This is a genomic window from Microcoleus sp. Pol10D4 (genome assembly GCF_036701555.1).
In the GTDB taxonomy this organism is placed as follows: Bacteria; Cyanobacteriota; Cyanobacteriia; order Cyanobacteriales; family Microcoleaceae; genus Microcoleus.
This window is the reverse complement of record NZ_JAUBRA010000011.1, coordinates 21,490-39,256: the sequence shown is the minus strand read 5'-3', so window position 1 is coordinate 39,256 and position 17,767 is coordinate 21,490. Positions and strand designations below refer to the sequence as shown.

15 protein-coding genes and 1 pseudogene are annotated in these 17,767 nt (G+C 44.0%); 9 read left to right on the top strand and 7 right to left on the bottom strand.

The window, feature by feature from the left end:
* Window positions 1-129 precede the first annotated feature (129 nt).
* Window positions 130-453 carry a hypothetical protein gene (locus QUA36_RS08500; RefSeq protein ID WP_333456734.1) on the top strand — a complete coding sequence of 108 codons (324 nt, stop codon included), beginning with the start codon at window positions 130-132 and terminating at the stop codon, window positions 451-453.
* Between the two features lie 36 nt (window positions 454-489).
* On the opposite strand, the gene QUA36_RS08495 is transcribed toward QUA36_RS08500, so the two are convergent.
* Window positions 490-1,284 (bottom strand): PEP-CTERM sorting domain-containing protein, encoded by a 795-nt coding sequence (locus QUA36_RS08495; RefSeq protein ID WP_333456732.1) that lies wholly within the window; start codon window positions 1,282-1,284, stop codon window positions 490-492.
* Window positions 1,285-1,441: 157 nt separating this feature from the next.
* Window positions 1,442-1,792, bottom strand: coding sequence for a hypothetical protein (locus QUA36_RS08490; RefSeq protein WP_333456730.1), 351 nt, complete (start codon window positions 1,790-1,792; stop codon window positions 1,442-1,444).
* A 177-nt stretch (window positions 1,793-1,969) separates the two neighbouring features.
* Here QUA36_RS08490 and QUA36_RS08485 point away from each other — a divergent pair, with 177 nt between their 5' ends.
* The 4 genes and pseudogenes from QUA36_RS08485 (at window position 1,970) to QUA36_RS08470 (ending at window position 4,387) form a co-directional block, all read left to right on the top strand.
* Window positions 1,970-2,278, top strand: a complete 309-nt coding sequence (locus QUA36_RS08485) for a nucleotidyltransferase domain-containing protein (protein WP_333174239.1) — start codon at window positions 1,970-1,972, stop codon at window positions 2,276-2,278.
* A complete protein-coding gene (locus tag QUA36_RS08480) occupies window positions 2,275-2,616 on the top strand; it encodes a HepT-like ribonuclease domain-containing protein (RefSeq protein WP_333456729.1) in 342 nt (113 codons plus the stop codon). The genes QUA36_RS08485 and QUA36_RS08480 overlap by 4 nt, the downstream gene beginning before the upstream one ends.
* Window positions 2,617-2,926: 310 nt before the next feature.
* Window positions 2,927-3,616 (top strand): annotated as a pseudogene (locus QUA36_RS08475) (Tic22 family protein); the annotation flags it as partial.
* A complete protein-coding gene (locus QUA36_RS08470; protein ID WP_333456957.1) occupies window positions 3,608-4,387 on the top strand; it encodes a calcium-binding protein in 780 nt (259 codons plus the stop codon). The pseudogene QUA36_RS08475 and the gene QUA36_RS08470, both read left to right, overlap by 9 nt.
* Here QUA36_RS08470 and QUA36_RS08465 read toward each other — a convergent pair.
* Window positions 4,359-5,330, bottom strand: coding sequence for a GIY-YIG nuclease family protein (locus QUA36_RS08465; RefSeq protein ID WP_333456727.1), 972 nt, complete (start codon window positions 5,328-5,330; stop codon window positions 4,359-4,361). The genes QUA36_RS08470 and QUA36_RS08465 overlap by 29 nt on opposite strands.
* Window positions 5,331-5,521: 191 nt before the next feature.
* Window positions 5,522-6,274 carry a tyrosine-type recombinase/integrase gene (locus QUA36_RS08460; RefSeq protein ID WP_333456725.1) on the bottom strand — a complete coding sequence of 251 codons (753 nt, stop codon included), beginning with the start codon at window positions 6,272-6,274 and terminating at the stop codon, window positions 5,522-5,524.
* Window positions 6,275-6,384: 110 nt separating this feature from the next.
* Between QUA36_RS08460 and QUA36_RS08455 the strand changes: the two genes are divergently transcribed.
* Window positions 6,385-6,879, top strand: coding sequence for a GNAT family N-acetyltransferase (locus QUA36_RS08455; protein WP_333456723.1), 495 nt, complete (start codon window positions 6,385-6,387; stop codon window positions 6,877-6,879).
* A 207-nt stretch (window positions 6,880-7,086) separates the two neighbouring features.
* Here QUA36_RS08455 and QUA36_RS08450 read toward each other — a convergent pair whose 3' ends face one another.
* Together QUA36_RS08450 and QUA36_RS08445 are read right to left on the bottom strand one after the other, a co-directional pair.
* Window positions 7,087-9,033: a serine/threonine-protein kinase gene (locus tag QUA36_RS08450; protein ID WP_333456721.1), complete on the bottom strand. Its 1,947-nt coding sequence runs from the start codon at window positions 9,031-9,033 to the stop codon at window positions 7,087-7,089.
* Between the two features lie 119 nt (window positions 9,034-9,152).
* A complete protein-coding gene (locus QUA36_RS08445) occupies window positions 9,153-9,350 on the bottom strand; it encodes a hypothetical protein (RefSeq protein ID WP_333456719.1) in 198 nt (65 codons plus the stop codon).
* Here QUA36_RS08445 and QUA36_RS08440 point away from each other — a divergent pair.
* Window positions 9,349-9,891, top strand: coding sequence for a hypothetical protein (locus QUA36_RS08440; protein ID WP_333456717.1), 543 nt, complete (start codon window positions 9,349-9,351; stop codon window positions 9,889-9,891). The genes QUA36_RS08445 and QUA36_RS08440 overlap by 2 nt on opposite strands.
* An 89-nt stretch (window positions 9,892-9,980) precedes the next feature.
* On the opposite strand, the gene QUA36_RS08435 is transcribed toward QUA36_RS08440, so the two are convergent.
* Window positions 9,981-10,619 carry a hypothetical protein gene (locus QUA36_RS08435; protein ID WP_333212836.1) on the bottom strand — a complete coding sequence of 213 codons (639 nt, stop codon included), beginning with the start codon at window positions 10,617-10,619 and terminating at the stop codon, window positions 9,981-9,983.
* Between the two features lie 789 nt (window positions 10,620-11,408).
* Here QUA36_RS08435 and QUA36_RS08430 point away from each other — a divergent pair.
* Together QUA36_RS08430 and QUA36_RS08425 are read left to right on the top strand one after the other, a co-directional pair.
* Window positions 11,409-14,480: an Eco57I restriction-modification methylase domain-containing protein gene (locus tag QUA36_RS08430; RefSeq protein WP_333456715.1), complete on the top strand. Its 3,072-nt coding sequence runs from the start codon at window positions 11,409-11,411 to the stop codon at window positions 14,478-14,480.
* A gap of 2 nt (window positions 14,481-14,482) precedes the next feature.
* Window positions 14,483-17,761 carry a helicase-related protein gene (locus QUA36_RS08425; RefSeq protein ID WP_333456713.1) on the top strand — a complete coding sequence of 1,093 codons (3,279 nt, stop codon included), beginning with the start codon at window positions 14,483-14,485 and terminating at the stop codon, window positions 17,759-17,761.
* Window positions 17,762-17,767: the final 6 nt, after the last annotated feature.

The window sequence follows — 17,767 nt, the reverse complement described above, 5'->3', positions numbered from 1 at the left end:
GGCGACCCCTGGGTTTTTTAGTTGGTGACTCCTGGGCTGACGGCCGTTGGTGAGGAAACTTGACAAGCAGCGGCTGCACAACTTCTGTTAAGCTTGCTAGATTGGGGAGTAGTTTAAAAAATCAAGCCGATGGATTTCATCACCTTTTTGCAGAACATTAACAGCAACATCAACAGCGCTATTCTCAGCGTTTTGAACTTGGTGCTGTTTATTGAATTGACGATCGCCTGTTGCTGGGGAATGTACCAGGCTTGGACGATCGGTGAAGCAACCACCGGCAAAATATTCTTACTAACCATGATCGCTGCAATCATGTTTCGCTTCTGGCAATCGTGGCCGCATGAGTTTGCGGTGTTAAGTGTGTGGCCTCAAGGCGCGTTTTGGGTGTTTGTTGGAGGATTAGTCGGCTGCACTTCCAAGTGGGCTTTCCAGCAAGCTGTTGCCCGCGACTGATAACTTGAGATTTAAATTAGGTTGTCAAACCGTAGATTAATCTTGTGGCGTGGTTTTATGCTGCTGATTTGATTTCTTTCGTTTCAGCCATCCTCCCAAGCCCAGGGCTAAAGCTGAACCAAAGATTGTGGTCGGTTCGGGCACAGGCTCGGCAACGATGTCGGCTTCAACTATCAGCCGGGGCTGAATACCGGGAGCATAAGTATTTTTTAGCGCGAGGCCACCAAAGTTCAAGGCGCGAATGCCAAACCCAGCAAAAGCATCACCGTTGCTAACTCGCTGATTAACAAACGGCGTTACGTCAAAGCTAAGAATATCACCAGGAGACGAGGATGAAACATCTACAGAACTTAATAATACTCCCGCCTCAAAATCTGATGCTTCGACTGTTCCGTTTCCTACATACCCAAAGATGCCAAGGCTACCAGGGTTAGTATAGTCCTCTACCCCAAGACCAGTGACTAAAAAACTAAAAATCTCAGCCTGAAAAACAGCACTGCTAATAACTGTATTAGGGGCGAAAGACAAGCTACCGATATTGAATTCGGCAAACTCTGCTGCTTCACCCAACGTTCCCCTCACCACAACATCAAAATTACCCGGAAAAACCTCGTCTCCCAGACCGTCAAAGGTATAGCCCTCGTAGCCTTTATCTATTACTTCAAAAGTGATACTTGGTGCAAGAGTAAATGTAGCTGCTTTAGCTTCTTCGCTTGTCCCCAGAACAAAACCTAGAGCGGTGCAAACAGAGGCAACGGCGACTTTGTGGTATAGATTCTTCATACAAACTACATTCCCTTTTATACTAAACAACTTGACTAAAAAGCCCATTTAGTAATCAAATTACCTAAATACTAGCTAGCTTACTTAAAAAACCATAATTCTTTATTTAACTTATTCAATCTTAACTAGAAAGTTAGCTGCATCAATGCTCTAGAGAGCAAGTAACGATCGTCATTATCAAAACAGAACTGCTGCGACCATCGCCTCAAACCGAATCATCCATCCATCCACACTCCGAACAATCCCAATGCACCGGGGGCGTTTCACACTGGGGGAACGGGCGTTCACACCGGGGACACCGGCCAGTAAATAGTGGGTGCGTGTCCAAAAGCTCTAACTGTTGCTCTGATGTCCACCGCTGCCTCGGTTGCAGAATCAATTCGCCGTTGTAGTAGCTTGCCCCTTCGGGTTCCCACAGTTCCTCCGGTGCGGCATCGGGGTTTTCTCGAAAGTCAATGCAAGTATTGGTGTTAGGGCCTGTGGGATGCACGGCACAGATGAGGTGTGGGTTGCGGCCGTAGAGGAGACAGCGATCGCACTCAGGGATTTTGGGCATGGGGGGCGCGTTGGGGTTTTGGGTTTGGGTTTAGTTTCCCAAAAATTGAGGTGTTGGTGGCGATCGCAAATGGCGTTGTGTAGCGATAGCTTGCGTAATTGGGCGTAACTTGTTGCTGAAAGTGCCAGACTAGAAATAGCAATGAGGGCACCATCTTAAGACGTTGAGGAGGGTTTGATGACCAAAACAGGATTAGGCATTCAAGAATTACTGTATTATGAGCGATCGCAAATTCTAGCCATTGCCCAAAAGCACGGAGCCTACAATGTGCGCGTATTCGGTTCGGTAGCGCGGGGCGAAGCGACCCCAGAAAGCGATATTGATTTGTTAGTGGATTACGATTTAGAGAAAATTACGCCTTGGTTTCCAGGTGGGCTATTGCTTGATTTGGAACAACTACTCAATCGCAAGGTTGATATCGCCACAGTGGATATGTTGAAAGAACGGATTCGGGAGCGCGTTTTGCAGGAAGCTGTACCACTATGAGGCGGGAAGCGGAACGGCTGCAAGATATATTAGATGCAATAGCCGCAATTGAACGATATGCAAGCCAAGGCAGGCAGGCATTTGATAACCAAGAATTAATCCAAATTTGGATTGTTCATCACCTCCAGATTATTGGAGAAGCAACAAATGCGTTATCGTCCGAGTTAACTAGCCGATATTCCCAAGTCCCTTGGGCGCAAATTGTAGCGTTTAGGAATCTTGTAGTGCATGAATATTTTCGAGTTTCGCTGAACCTAGTTTGGGCGATTGTACAGAATAATTTACCTCCGTTGAAGGTAACAGTAGAACAGATTTTACAGGAGTTACCAGAGGTGTGAGTTAAGCAGCGTTTCTGGCAACAGCGTTTCTGGCAACAGCGTTTCTGGCAGCAGCGTTTTTCCCAAGAATTTCTGATGACCGTAAAAGCGCCCCGTGGTCTAATCCACTCCAAGCATCTTTATTCGCCACAGAAGGAGGTGGAACGGAGGACTGAGGGATTTCAATGCCCCTGGACGATCGATTGGGTATTCTGCTCGCGAAGTGCACATCGACTGCATTTACTGGAAGCCAGCCTTGTAAGCGTATTAAATGCGATTACCCCGCTTAAATAGAGAGTGCCGCTGGCATTAAAATTGTACTGTTGTTTTAATGCGGATTAATACCACCATGTCTAATTTAGTTAACGTGCTAGCTTCCTCCGAAGCGGGAAATCTCGAAGCATTAGCACTGTCTAATACACAAATTGACGAAAAGCTGCGCTCGGTGCCCGTGTTTGTGATTACAGATGCTCAGGGTGCACCCCTGATCGCTTCTGTTCCCAAACAAGACCAGGAGCAAACCGGCAATGAGTCGGTGGCAGGAATTTTTATCAGCCAGCAGGATGCTCAAGCTTTTGTCGATCAACTGAAAACTACAAACCCTCAGTTGGCCGCCTCCGTGCGCGTGATGCCAGTATCCCTGGGCTAAATTTACCAGCTCACTCAAGCAAATAAAGGCAAGCCGGAGGAAGTGCAATTTGCTTTCGTTCCGGCGCAGCAGCAGGTGCAGTCGGCTAAAACTGTACTTCAGCAGACTGGTCAACAGGTTAACGAGTTCAACGGTGTACCTCTGTTTTTGGCAAGAGGTGGCCCGGAAAATGGTTATTTGACGATTCAGCGCAACCAGCAAGAGGTGATTCCCTTGTTTTTTAACAAGGAGGATTTGCAGGAAATGGTCGATCGTTTTCAGCAGCAGCAGCCCGATGTGACAGCCACAATTAAGATTGAGGTGGTGAACTTGGAGAGCGTTTTGGAAGCTTTTCGTACTGAGGACGACCCGTTTTTGACCCAAATGATGTTGATTCCCTCGCGGGAGTCGCTGGATTTTGTGCGCCAGCTTTCTGGAATTATCACAGACTTTGAGCAGTTGAGCATTTTTAATAAGTTATTGACTGCATCCGCTAGCGGAGGTTTTTTTGACTTAACTCTTGGCAATGATTTATTTCAAATAGCTCCAAACAGTGCGACTCAATTTCCTGCCGGTGTGCGAGCCTTAGACGGTAACGATACCGTGAGTGGTTCATCAGATGATGATGTAATTAATGGGAATGCTGAAAATGATGTGCTGCGTGGCGGCGCTGGTAGCGACTTGCTGCGGGGTGGCAAAGGCAGCGATTTAATTTTCGGAGATGATGGCAGCGATATCCTCAGCGGCGGTCAAGATAATGATAGTCTTTCCGGCGGAAGTGGCAATGATTTTTTGCGGGGAGGTAGAGGAAATGATACTCTCAACGGTGACGAAGGCAATGATTTTTTGCTAGGTGATGTAGGTTTTGATATTCTTACTGGCGGTGGCGGAACAGATACTTTTATTATCAAAACGGATGTTGATGCAGAAGTAAGGGATGCAAATTTGGCAGAGCAAATTACCGATTTTAGTCAAGAGGATAGAATTGCGCTCGCAGGCAGTATCAGTCTTAATGACCTCAATTTCAATGCGGCGGGTGCAAACACGCTAATCTTGTTAGCTAATGGCGACATTTTAGCCAATGTTTTAAATGCAGAACCCGCAACTGTTCGCAGTGCCACATTCATCGCATCCACTACAGATTCGATTCTGAACTTGGGGTAATAGCGATCGACCTTCGCAATGTGTAGCCCAGATAAGTATTGCACAAGCCGATCTCATTCAACTCAATATCACTCAACACTTTTGGCTCCATCCCGTACAAATCATTCAGCACCGCCTTGACGTTCGGAAACGCAAAATATTCCGTCAGCTTGCCAATGCGGTAATTAAACGCTTTGTACCGGTGCTTGAAGTACAGTTCCACATTCCCCCGGTGTTCCCACAATCCCAGCAAGTTGACGGCGACATCCGAGTAATGCGCTCTCACATCCCGCTGCACTTCGGCGATTCGTTCCTCGATCGATCGAGTAGTAATTCCAATTTTGTAGAACGTGTTCCCGTCCGCTTTCACCTCTAAAAAGTAGAGCGCGTTCACCAGAATCCGACGAAGCTGCGCTCGATAAATCAGCAAATCAGCCCGCCGTTCATCCAAACAAGATAACCCCGCAGCTTCAGCAATCTCTACAGAACCTTCCAATGAAGCCAGCTCCGACAGCAGCAGCGGTTCTTGGACTTTGTTGAACAATGCCAGGGGAAGCGCGCCGACGGGGATTTTACCCAAGTCGGTAAAGTGATAAGAGCGATCGCCAACTGACTCCAGCAATCCCTTGAGCTGCCACCGAAAGTTTACCAAGTCTTTGGGAATCGATCGCTTTTGGGCCCCGTACTCTTTCCACAGCACTTTCAACTGTTCTAGTTCATCACCCTTGAGTTCGATATTGAAATGCTCGTAGAGGGGCAGCGAGGGAAATGCTTTGGTTTTAATCCGCTGCGAGACTGGTTTACAAGTTTCCTCGGTGTGCGCGAAGTGGTGCTCTTTCACCGAACCCTTTTTCGCTGTGAGGGAGCCACCGCAGTAGAGACAAGCGAGGTTAGTTTTTCCGCGCACAACCTCATCAATGCTCGCCAGTTCACCACTGGGAGCAACACCAAATTTAAGCCACATTGTCAACAATTCTCCTTTGAGCCGGTTTTTGGAGATGCACCTGCTCCACATGACCAACGATTCTAACAAATCCAGGGGTTAGGGCTTCTGCCGGGGGAAAGAAAGCGATCGGCACTCGATGCTCTTGATGCGTGACTTTAATCCTTGCATCCAAAATCTAAAATCTAAAATCTAAAATCTAAAACTGCTCGTCACCAATCAGGAATTTCTTCAGGCTCCGAGTCTGATAGGCCTTGTGACAGTTGCTCTCTTGGTAACGGCCCAGCGGGCAATTCATCCTGTACGCGGGGAAATACATCTTTCCCCGCGTAGGAAAGCATGGAAAGTGAAGCGATCGCTCCTTTGACTTGATCCGGCTTCACCTCTAAGTATTTCTGCAACTGTTCGAGGTTACTGTGACCGCTGATTTCTTGAATAATCCGCAGCGGAATTCCGGCGTTGCTCATCTGAGTCAGGGCGGTGCGACGGAAGCTGTGGGTGGATGCTCCCTCGATGTCGGCGCGCTCGAACGCTTCTCTCAAAATCCGATCCGCTGAGTTGGGGTGCAAATGCTTCCAGTGGTGTTTCGGGTAGCGGCCGGGGAATAAATAAGTCTGACCCGCGTTGGGTTTCCAAGATGTCAGGAGACTTCGCAAATCTTCAATGACCGGAATCGTTCGGGTTTGGAGTTTTCCTTTGGTGTTGCGCTTGCGGAAGTTGATTGTAGGTCGGACTGTACCTCTGGAAGTGTAAATATCAATGACTTCCAGGGAACAAGCTTCAGCAATCCGACAAGCGGTGTAGAGACAAACTCCGAACAGCGTGCGATCGCGAGCGGTTAGCAAACCTTCGTTGAACAAGAGTTCGATTTCCTCTTGCGTGAATATCTTGGCCTGCCCGTGTCCCTCTATCTTCATCTTGGTAAACTCGACCCGATACCACAGAGTTTGCCGCAAATACTGCATTGCTGCATCGGTTGGGGGTATTTCTTAACGTGGTAGGAGAGATGCCAAGGAAAATAAGGGTCATCGTAGATTCGATGAGCGACAATCGCTATCGGGTATTCTAAAAATAAATGATGTGGGAAAGTTCATCGGAAAACAATGCTCAGATGATTATTCGCGATCGCCAAGGACGAGAATACCGACTGCAAGTAGACGCGGACGAAGACCAATATTTCACTGCCAAACTCCTGTACCGCAACAGGGAAGTCGGTAGGCTCCAATGCGTTTTGTATCCGCCTGATAAGTTGGTGATAGGCGATATCTTGATTCACAGCGATGTAATTCACGCTCCAGAGCACTTAGGGGCAGCTCTTTTGAGACAGCTAGTTGAACCCAAGCCAATCGATTACCGTCGCAGGGGGCTGGGAACTCACCTGTTGCAGTTTGCGATAGAGAAAGCTCGTCAGCGGGGAATTAAGCGAATCTACGGTTCTCTAACTCAAGAAGACATCACTAATAATCCCAACCTCATCAAATGGTACCAGAAGCATGGATTTGAAATACTTCCGCCTTCACAGGAGAACATCGAAAATGCAGTTTTTGGGATTTCTCTGGATTTAAGATAGAAATCAAATTAATTGCGCCTTGCGATCGCACAAGCCTGTTGCTTTATCTACTGCCAAAAAAAATAACTCTACGAGAGGGCGAGATTACGGGCTTATTAACTGAATGGTGTAACGGGCAAGTTTGACGAATATCGATATTCTACATCGATATTCTATTGGGTACTATCAACTAGCTAAATTAGGGGTGTCAGTTATTACATCAAGCCACTATTTCCACAGTTTTATGCTAAAGTCTTCATTCGCACTAACTAAAAGTTGACCATCAAAACTAATAGCTAAAGAGGTAACAGATCCTAAATTCTGAGCGAGGGTTTTAATTTCCTCCCCCGTCTCTAAGTTCCAAACTTTGATGGTTGTATCCTCGCTACCGCTAACGAGAGTCTGTCCGTCTGGACTCATTACTAGAGACAAGACAGGGGCGGAATGTCCGGTCAAAGTACGAAGCAGCTCACCGTTGCTCAGGTTCCATACTTTAATCTCCTTGTCTTGACTGCCACTAACCAGAGTTTGTCCATCGGGACTAATTACTACGCATAACACAGGAGCAGAATGACCAGCAAGCGTGTACTTACTCCAAACGATGACATTACAATCGTGGCTGCCACTGGCTATAATTTGTCCGTTGGGGTGAACGGCTAGGCAAGTAACGCCGTTAGTATGTCTAGCGTAGGTACGTGTTATTTGAGCGGTTTCAAGATTCCAAACGCTGACAGTTGTATCGAGGCTGCCGCTAAATAAAACTGAATTCTTTTTTGGATGAAAAGCGACGCAAGTTATAGGCTTTGAATGCCCTAAGAGAGCTTTGATTTCTTGCCCAGTTTTTAGGTTCCACAATCTAATGGTTTGATTGGTACTAGCACTCGCCAAAGTTTCGCCGTCTGGGCTAATAGCTACAGAAATTACGCTGGCTGAGTGACCTATAAGTGTGTAAATTTCTTCTCCCTCATTGATGTTCCAAACTTTGACTATCCGATCGTCGCCGCCACTAACGAGCAACTGCCCGTCTGGACTAATAGCCATGCAGCGTACAGATGCTGAGTGTCCAGATGATAAATCGCCCAACGTGCGGTCAAACGCAACTTTTTGCCAATTTATTGGATTTCCCAATGCAGACTGTACATTGGAAAATCTCTCAAAGTAGTGTTGAGATAACTGGCGAATATCAGACAAAAGTTCTTCATCCCTCTGCATTTTTTGCAACTTTCTTTGCAATTGATACCTTTCCCACGTAATAACTACAGGAGGATGCAAGATTTCGTCAACTTCGTTAAGCCGTTGCAAAATTGCCTTAGTATCCGCAAAGCGCTTTTGAAGAGGTTGCGCCATGAGTTGGTCGATAAAATCTGCAAACGCGGGCGAAACATGGGGGGCTTCATCGCGCCAATTCTCTAAATCGTCAGTGTAGAGGTCATGTTCATAGGGTTTGTTGAAATCAGCAGGATGCTTTCCCGTTAGTAAATAAACAAAAGTACGACCCAAGGCAAAAAAATCGGATTGTGGGGAAGCTTGACCATTAAATTGCTCCAAAGGAGCGTAGCCAGGGGTATGAATAGTCGTGATTTGCTTGGCTGCGTGTTTGCTTTCGTAAGTGTCGCTGATTTCTCGTACCGTTCCAAAATCTATTAATACCAACAATCCGTCCTGAGAAAGCATGATGTTGGACGGCTTAATATCCCGGTGAAATAACTGATTCTCGTGGATGTCGCTCAGAATATGAACTAACTCCTCTAACCAAAGACGGGCTTTCTTTTCACCGATCGGCTGATTGTTCCGTTGGGACATCCAATCTTGCAAATTTTCGCCTTCAATTTTCTGCATTACGAAGCAATGCACTGGCTCCTGGCTGTTACCGGGAGTAAATGTAAAATACTCCTCCGCTTTGGGAACTCCTAAAATATTGAGGCGGCATAGAACTTCGGCTTCTCGCTTGAATAGCTCTACAGCCTTGGGGCTGTTTTTAATCAAAACTTTTAGAACTTTTGGAAGTCGGTCGCGAGCGCTGACCTCGTAAGTTTTGGCAAAGCCACCTTCTCCCAATTGATGTGTGACACGATACTGCCCTTCTAGCAATAAATTAGAACCGCAGCTAGAGCAGCGCAATACATTATCAGCATTTTTTGGATGGGGGCAGTGAGGATTAACGCACAAGCTCATCTTTGTAATCGTGTGGAAATAGAATTAGGTCAATTAGACACGGGAAAGGAGCGGATTTGGCTTGAGTTGAAAAAGAGGGCTGTCAAATCCTACTCCCCCATGAGCAGTACGAAAAAGTTTTAGTCGGATTTTTTCGGTTGCTGATTAAACGTTACAATATTTTCGTGAGCACCGTCGAGTTTGGCCACTGTTCCCTCACTTGGTGTGGCAGGTGGTGTTTGGTTTGCAGGCCCGGTAAAACCTTGGGCTTTTTGAGGGAGAGGAGGCTGTGAAGGGTCGGGAGTAGATGGTTTCTCTGGATTATTGGTATTGGACATGATTATGGCAGATGATAACATTCACTACATTATAGAAGATGCGAATGAGTCTACAAATATTCGTCTAGCTTACGAGTATACAGAGTCAGTCTACAAAGCTCGAAATGAAGCCTTAGACAACCTTAACGGGAGGCTGGCAACATTTTTGGGTTTTGGGGGATTACTACTAAGGTTTGCTGCGGATTTACCAGGAATAAACACAGGGTGTCTTACTTGTTTGATTCTCAAAGTAATCGTATGTGGATTGTCTGCTGCATCTGTTTTTGCAATTGCTACAGGACTAACATCTAACCCTATGGGTATTATTGTTAAACCCAGAGAGTTAATGACTGATTATTGGTACAATGAGTCAGAGGAAAGATACAGAGCTTATATTACAAATACTTGGGTTGAAGCTATAGAATTATTTGAGGAAGCTGCAATCAAGAAAGGTAAACGTCTAAATCTGGCTATCTGGTTATTGGCAATAGCAACTATTGCCTTTGCTTTGGACATCATTATAGCAAATGTATTTACGGGTTCAATTGTTCGCAGTAATTAAGGAAAGAACTCATTTCTTTAAACCGCCTGAAAAACTCCATATTGCAATTGCCGATGTACGAGTTTTTGCGATCGCCGAACCTATCCGCTTTAGGTTAAGTTGCTTCTTATCTGCGAGAGCGCCTGATTCAATCCCTCACTGTGAATCCAGCCGACGAAGCCACCATAAATCATTCTGCCATCGAAATCGGCTAAAAAAATGTGGTCAACGCCGACGGGGTTTTTCCAAGCCCTAACCGCCGTCCCATCCCTAAGCCTAATTATTGGACGGGAACTTTTAAAATCCCTGTGGTGTGCTGGAGTCATGCCTGGAACAGCTTGTAAAATAGCAATCGCCGAGCCTGTGATATCGTCCATGTTAGTAACGATCGTCGCTGCCGCACAACCGCACCCATCCGTCACCGTCATTTGAAGCCTTTCCTTAATGTCGCCGTCAAACAACGACAATTTCTCAATCTCTTCTAAAAGTTTCCCGTGCGGTTCGGATAAGCGCCTTTGGCAATAAATCGCTGTTAGCAAGTCTTCCAGCCCCACTTTTGTCAAAGCATCTGCAATCAATCCTGTCAAACCTAGCACGGCAATGCCACCTAACATTCCCGCAGGGCCTCCCAGAAATGCTAAAGCTGCTGTGATTGCCGCAGCTCCTGTCAAACCTGTCGCAGCCATCGTCACCACCAGGATGACACCGGGTAAACCCAAGCCAGCTACTTTCTTGACGACTTCATCCATTTTACCAACCTTTGCTATTGCTTTGGGAACCTTACCAACCGCTTGCGGGTACGGAACACCTGCTAGCGCAACAAGTTATTTATTCTAGATTCTTGCATTTACTGCCGGGTTTTACGGTCGATCTTGCACTATTTCATTGTCGTTGAGGGTGGGCGCAAAAAGTACGTACCGTGCTTTCCCCCGGCGCGCTGGAGGATGTCACACCAAAGATAGCCAGCGAACGCCAAAGTCAGTATCGAACATAACCGCAGTTGCTAAAAGTAACAAACACGGGATTTTTAGTGGTGCAGTCTAAAAAAGTGTACGTTTAAATTGACCCAGACCACATAACCTCATCCAACAAGCTAGAGGCACAGTGGTAAGAAAAATGCTCGAAGAAAAGCTGGACGCAGTAAACACTACCTTCACTGCATAGCGATCGTGTCACTGCTGAGGTGTTACAATTTGTTGCATATCCATGCAGTAATGCAGTTCGTTTTATTTTTTAAGTTAGCATTCAAACAGGCAATGGGACTAAAGGAATAAGGAATTATGTCAGAGCGGTTATTGCAACTTGACGATTTACGAACTATAGATAGCCCTGAAAAGATAGCATCTATGTTTCGGAAATTGGGCTATGTTGCCGAAACTCAACCGCTTAACATAGAAGATCTTCAGCTATCGGCTCGGAATACCGAAGCAATTACTGAAACATACCTCATAGCTAACCAAGGAAATGCCGCATTACAAGTTTTACTGTTTCAGCTAGAGCCTAATGAGTGGGTTTCTCCCAGTACAGCCAGCACTCGGATGAAAGCGATCGCGTCTCAATTGGGAAAACGTGCTACCGAATTTTTACTGTTGGCAACCAAAGATTACAACCAACTGATGCTGGTTAATCCCCGCAAAACCTTTGACGAAAAGATGAATGTCAAGGCCAGCATCCGCAAATTATTAATTGATCGTACTAACCCCACAGCCTATGACCGCGACCGATTAGAAGCCATTGCCGCTAAAAATCAAACTCCTTTGGCACTGTATAAGACTCAGTGCGAAGCGTTTGACGTTGAAAAACTCACCAAACAGTTTTATCGGGGTTACAAAGAACTATTTGATCGAGTGCAGGCTGCTGTCAAGAAACACAACCCCCACTCGTACTTTAACGACTCAGACCGCTTGCACCAGTTTTCGCAGCGCTTACTGGGACGGGTTATGTTCCTCTACTTCCTGCAAAAGAAAGAATTTCTCGCAGGCGATCGCCGTTTCCTTACCAAACAATACGAGCCCTTCAGAACCAAACCCGACGATACAAACTATTACGGCGAAGTCCTAGAACCGCTGTTCTTTGAAACCCTCAACGCACAACGCCCTAACTTTGAGTCACGTTGGGGCAAAGTTCCCTATCTCAATGGCGGTTTGTTTGACCGAGATTATGGTGCAGGCATTCGAGACGCAGCCGGACGAGAAACACCAGAAACTATTACTTTACCTAATTCTCTATTTGACCCCGGCAGCGGGGATAGCATTCTGGGATTTTTCAATAACTACAATTTCACTGTATCTGAGAACGTCGTGGGTGATGAAGATGTCGCCGTTGACCCGGAAATGTTGGGTAAGGTTTTTGAGAATATGTTAGCCGCTGAAGAACGAGGACAATCCGGTACGTTCTACACTCCTAGAGGAATTGTTCAGTTTATGTGTGCGGAGGTGCTGACTCGTTACCTCGTTGATGAATCGGGGATGGACTTAGACGCGGTAAGGCAATTCGTAGAATATGACCCTGATTTATCCGACGCTGACTTTAATCAGTTAATGAGTCCTCAACAAGCGCGATCACTCAAAAAAGCCGTTGAAAATATTAAGGTGCTTGACCCGGCTGTAGGTTCCGGTGCTTTCCCGTTGGGCATGATGCAAACTATCCTGAATGTTCGACAGGCGATCGCGCGTCGGGAGGGAATGACTGTGCAGCGTGGTAGCCTCACTATTAGTGAATGGAAACGAGACATTATTGGCAATAACCTCTATGGCGTTGATATTAAACCCGAAGCTATTGAAATTGCTAAACTACGGATGTGGTTATCGCTGGTGGTAGATATTCCCACTATTGACGATGTAGAACCATTACCCAATCTCGATTACAAGTTAATGTGTGGGAATTCATTGATTTCTACTATTCAAGGTGAGCAACTAATTCCTGAGCCTAATAAAAATCAGCAAAAAGTGTTGAATGTCACTCCTGTACAGGCCGCTATTCAGCCCCTTATAGATTTGCAGCATCAGTATTTTGAGGCTCACGCTGAGGAACGTAAGATTCTTAGAGAAAAAATTTTAGAAGCTGAAAAGAATGTCTTTCGAGTTGCCATCGCTTACCGTCGTTCTTTTGGGTTAGGGAAGCAGAAGGAATTAGAAAACAAAATTACCCTGATGAAGGGCAAAGTAAGCAAGGTTCAGAAAAAGGAACGTCAACAGATTGCTGATAAGTTGGCTGAGTTGGAGAAGTTGGCTGCTGAAGTGGAAAAGGGAATGCGAGCGCTTAACTTTTTTCAGTGGCATCTGCATTTTAATGAAGTGTTTCAGCACAAGGGCGGGTTTGATATTGTGATTGGAAATCCACCTTACGGTGGCAAGTTATCAAGTGAGGAGAAAAAGTTATTTAAAGAAATTTATTCTGATGTTCATGTTAGAACTCCCGATACATTTAATTATTTTATATCAAAAAGTTTAGGGCTATTTAACCCTAGAGGACATTTGGCTTTTATTGTTCCTAACACACTATTTTTCCAAAATGAGTATATAAAAACAAGAAAAATTTTATTAACAGAAAAACGTTTCTGTTTAGGAATCAATTTCGGGGATGGTGTTTTTGAAGCACAAGTTCCCTCGTGTATTTTTATTGCACAAAATCAACATTTACCTGAAACAAGTGATTACATTATTAAATTTGCTGATCTGAGGAATATTCAATTAGAAAATGTGGGTAATGAGTTTATAAATCAATCGAAAAACTATCAAGCTTTAAATATAATTAAATCACCTTCTTTCACTATTGGCATAAACGAGGTTAGTCTTCAAATAATCACTAAGATTGCTGCTAAGTCAAATACTTTTAATGATGTCGCTTTTGACATAGCGCGGGGTATTGATACTGGCGCTAATGAAGTGTTTTTGCTGACTGAAGAAACTTGTAAAAGTAATCATATCGAGTCCAATTTAATTAAGAAAACTTTGGTGGGGAGAGAGGTAGATTCTTACTACTATAAAAACCCAGCCTATAGATTAATTTATATCACTAAAGATATTCAAATCGATAAGCATTGTAATACATTTAAGTTTTTAGAAAAATTTAAAAACAAATTACTTGAAAAGTCAGAAGTGAAGCAAGAAATTTTACCTTGGTGGTGTTTAAGTAGGCCTAGAAATCCCGAACTTTTTGAAGGAAAAAAAATAATTCTGCGTCAAACCTCTGATTCTATTAGAGCTACTCTTGATTGGCACAATCATTTTGTTTTAAATAATGTGATAATTATAAAATTGTATCCTGATTCAGAAATAGACTACAAGTTTGCACTTGCTATATTAAATTCAAAAATTACCAATTTTGTTTATAGAAACATAACTCAAGAGAAGGGTAGAAATTTTGCTGAAGTTAAACCAAAAAACTTAAGAAAATTGTTCATTCCAAAGATTGATATTGTTTTACAGCTAGATTTTATATCTCTAGTTGACAAAATTCTGAGTATTACACAAAACGGTGATGTTTTGAGCGATTCTAGTAGGCAAATACAAGTAAAAAGATACAAAGACCAGATTGATCGGTCGTTATATGACTTATATAACTTGACTCCAGACGAAATAAATATTATAGAGGCAGAAAGCGTTTAACTATGCACCTACCTGACTACATCGACAACTCCCAATACAAACTAGAAACCGTCCTCAAAACCCTAATCAAAGACGATCGTCAACTCATTCTCGACATCGCCACTGGTTTTTTCCGTATTGAGGCCTGGGTGCGGCTAGAAGATGCTATGAATGCCCTAACCAGTCTTAGACTCCTGATTGGGCGCGACCCCACCATCCGTCCCGCTGAGAGCGATCGCATTGACTTAATCCGCCACCTTCGGCGCGATCTCCAACAGCAGCTAGAGGGTCAAACCTTCAAACTGGAGTACAAGCAACAGATAGACCGCTTGATTGCCTATCTCCAGCAAGAACACATTCAAGTAAGATTGTTTGGGGCAGTGGGCAATAAAACCCAATTTCTGCACGCCAAAGCTTATATCTTCGACAAGTACAGCATCATTGGTTCCAGTAATTTTACTCCATCGGGGTTGAGTGGCAACACCGAGCTAAACGTGGTAAACAAGATTGAGGCAATCGCGCGTGACTTACGGCACAACTGGTTTGAGAAGTTCTGGAATGACCCCAGTGTAGATGTGAACTACAAAACCAAGCTCATTGATGCGCTCAATGCTTCCAAGTTTGGCAGTAAGGCATACACACCCTACCAAGTATTTGTCAAAGCCCTGTATGAACTATTCAAGAATGAAACTCAGAGCGAAGGAAACAACGGCACAGCTTTAGAACTAGCAAGTTTCCAGCAGCAAGGTTTTGAGCAAGCAGTCAGGTTAATCGATCGCCATGATGCTTGTATGGTGGCTGATGCAGTGGGTTTAGGTAAAACCTATATCGGGTTGAGGTTAATTGAGCATTACCTACAGAAAGAGCGTAGTCCTGGTTATGTACCCCGTGCCCTAGTGATTTGTCCTGCCCAGTTGCGAGATTTGGTATGGATTAAGAAATTAGATGAGTATGGTATTAAAGCAGATATCGTTTCTCAGGAAGAATTGGGGCGAAAAACCTTTGATATTAGACGCTTTACTAAACACGACATCATCGTTATTGATGAGTCCCACAATTTCCGTAATTCTGGGACTAACCGTTATATTAATCTTCAGAAGCTAATTGGTACAGGTAAACGTAGCAAGAAAATCGTGCTATTGACCGCAACCCCAATTAATAATACTGTCTTTGACCTTTATCACCAAATGCTGCTTATGGCGCGTAATACCCCAACTTATTACCGGGAATGGGGGATCAGCAACCTTACCAGTTATTTCAAAGCTTTAAATCAAGGCAAAATCGAAATTACAGAACTGCTTATGCAGACAATGGTGAGACGATCGCGTTTAGACGTGATCAAACGACAGCAAGCGGGGGAACAAATCTTTATTAGTGGCAAAGAGATTCATTTTCCTACCCGTCAATTAGAAAACTTTACCTATAACTTTGAAGACATTTATGAAGGACTCTATGCCGGGATAGCTGATCAAATCGATTCTTTAAACTTAGCACCGTATAATATCAAGTCATTTAAACGTAAGATAGACAAAGATGATGAGAAAGAAGTTAAAAGAAATGAGGCACTAGCTGCCCTAATGAAGTCCCTTTGGTTAAAGCGTTTAGAAAGTTCGCTAGTTGCCTTTGAATCCAGTATGATTAGGCAGCAAAGGTTTCAAACTGAGTTTAATACTTGCTTGCAAAGTGGTAAACTGTTAACAACCGATAAGTTTCGTAAAATTATCGCTGCTGAAGAAGAAGAACAGGAAAATACCTCCATTACAGAAATAGTAAACTCTCTTGAAGAAGTTAATCAAAAAGAATACAATGTTTCTCAACTTAAGAAACAAATTTCTCAAGATTTTCAGAGCCTAGAAGATATTATCGAAAAATTGCGAAACATTCGTGAAGGTGTGGCAGCGGGCAAAGAAAACGATCTAAAGTTAGTAGCATTCAAAAATTTACTACAACAGCAGTTACAGAGTAAAAAAACTTTAGTATTTAGCTATTTTAAAGATACCGCTAACTATTTGTACCAAGAACTTATCAAGGATGAGGCATGGTTAGTGGCTATGGGCAATCCGGCGATCGATATCATCACTGGTGCAACGTCTGGCAAAATGCGGGAAGATAAAGTCAAGCGCTTTGCTCCCAAAGCTAACTCTAAAAAAGATGCCACGCCCGAAGAATTACAGGAATACCGAGACAACCAGATTGACATCCTCATTTGTACTGACGTGCTATCAGAAGGGCAAAACCTACAAGATGCAGGAGTGTTAGTAAATTACGATCTGCACTGGAACCCAGTACGCATGATTCAACGGGCGGGACGGATTGACCGTTTGGGTAGTGATTTTGAGAGATTATTTATCTACAATTGTTTCCCAGAGGAAGGTTTAGAAAAGCTGTTAGGCTTGGTTAAACGATTACAACAACGGATAGCTACAATCGATCGCGAAGTTGGTTTAGATGGTAGTGTTCTAGGAGAAACCATCTCAGAAAAGTCAATTGAAGAGTTACGCAAACTCAAACAAGCCGACACCGACGCAGAAAAAGCCGCAATTCTGGAAGAGCTAGAGCAAGCCGTCGAGCTTATTTCCTTAGATGAGATGCGTTTCCCATTGCTAGAGTTTCTTACCCAAAAGGGCCGAGAAATGATTGAAGAAATCCCGATGGGAATCCATAGCACCCGCAAAGATGGCATTAATGGCATATTTTTGGCATTCAGCGCAAAGGATCGCAGTATTTGGCATTTTTACCCACGCATCAATGGAGCAATCCTGACTGACCGGAACTCAACTTATAAAGACTTAATGACTACTGAAAAGCGCAGAATATTCAAAATGATTCAGTGCCAAGAAAGTAATTATCCCAACCCTGATGATTTACCGCCTGTTCAGTTTGATAATGCAATTTTTGCGATTCTGCAAGGGGCAGTAAATAATTTGATTGAAGATTTCCAAAAGCAGCAGTCTAGCAATCGGATAAAGCCACCACTATCAAAGTTAATGCTGAGTATTTACACAGCATTAACCCAAAGTGAACTGCCAGAAAACGATCAATCAGAAATAGAAGCTAAAGAGCGTGTGCTGAGAATTATTACCTCTGTTGATAATCTGAAAACTTTTGAGAAAGAAATTAGATTTTTTTGGGATGCGTTTGTGAAGGATAGCAACCCAACGAATCTAGTGGCAGATCTTGATGAATATTTCATTGACAAGGAAATAGGGCAGGATATTGAAGATGATGAGCAAACTACTTTGGATATCATCAAAAAGGAGGATGTACAGCTTGTCTGCTATGAATGGTTTAAGTCAAGTTAACAGAAG

Coding starts and splice junctions, on each gene's coding strand:
- QUA36_RS08500 (WP_333456734.1), top strand. CDS start 130: ATGGATTTCATCACCTTTTTGCAGAACATTAACAGCAACATCAACAGC.
- QUA36_RS08495 (WP_333456732.1), bottom strand. CDS start 1,284: ATGGGCTTTTTAGTCAAGTTGTTTAGTATAAAAGGGAATGTAGTTTGT.
- QUA36_RS08490 (WP_333456730.1), bottom strand. CDS start 1,792: ATGCCCAAAATCCCTGAGTGCGATCGCTGTCTCCTCTACGGCCGCAAC.
- QUA36_RS08485 (WP_333174239.1), top strand. CDS start 1,970: ATGACCAAAACAGGATTAGGCATTCAAGAATTACTGTATTATGAGCGA.
- QUA36_RS08480 (WP_333456729.1), top strand. CDS start 2,275: ATGAGGCGGGAAGCGGAACGGCTGCAAGATATATTAGATGCAATAGCC.
- QUA36_RS08470 (WP_333456957.1), top strand. CDS start 3,608: ATGATGTTGATTCCCTCGCGGGAGTCGCTGGATTTTGTGCGCCAGCTT.
- QUA36_RS08465 (WP_333456727.1), bottom strand. CDS start 5,330: ATGTGGCTTAAATTTGGTGTTGCTCCCAGTGGTGAACTGGCGAGCATT.
- QUA36_RS08460 (WP_333456725.1), bottom strand. CDS start 6,274: ATGCAGTATTTGCGGCAAACTCTGTGGTATCGGGTCGAGTTTACCAAG.
- QUA36_RS08455 (WP_333456723.1), top strand. CDS start 6,385: ATGATGTGGGAAAGTTCATCGGAAAACAATGCTCAGATGATTATTCGC.
- QUA36_RS08450 (WP_333456721.1), bottom strand. CDS start 9,033: ATGAGCTTGTGCGTTAATCCTCACTGCCCCCATCCAAAAAATGCTGAT.
- QUA36_RS08440 (WP_333456717.1), top strand. CDS start 9,349: ATGATTATGGCAGATGATAACATTCACTACATTATAGAAGATGCGAAT.
- QUA36_RS08445 (WP_333456719.1), bottom strand. CDS start 9,350: ATGTCCAATACCAATAATCCAGAGAAACCATCTACTCCCGACCCTTCA.
- QUA36_RS08435 (WP_333212836.1), bottom strand. CDS start 10,619: ATGGATGAAGTCGTCAAGAAAGTAGCTGGCTTGGGTTTACCCGGTGTC.
- QUA36_RS08430 (WP_333456715.1), top strand. CDS start 11,409: ATGAAAGCGATCGCGTCTCAATTGGGAAAACGTGCTACCGAATTTTTA.
- QUA36_RS08425 (WP_333456713.1), top strand. CDS start 14,483: ATGCACCTACCTGACTACATCGACAACTCCCAATACAAACTAGAAACC.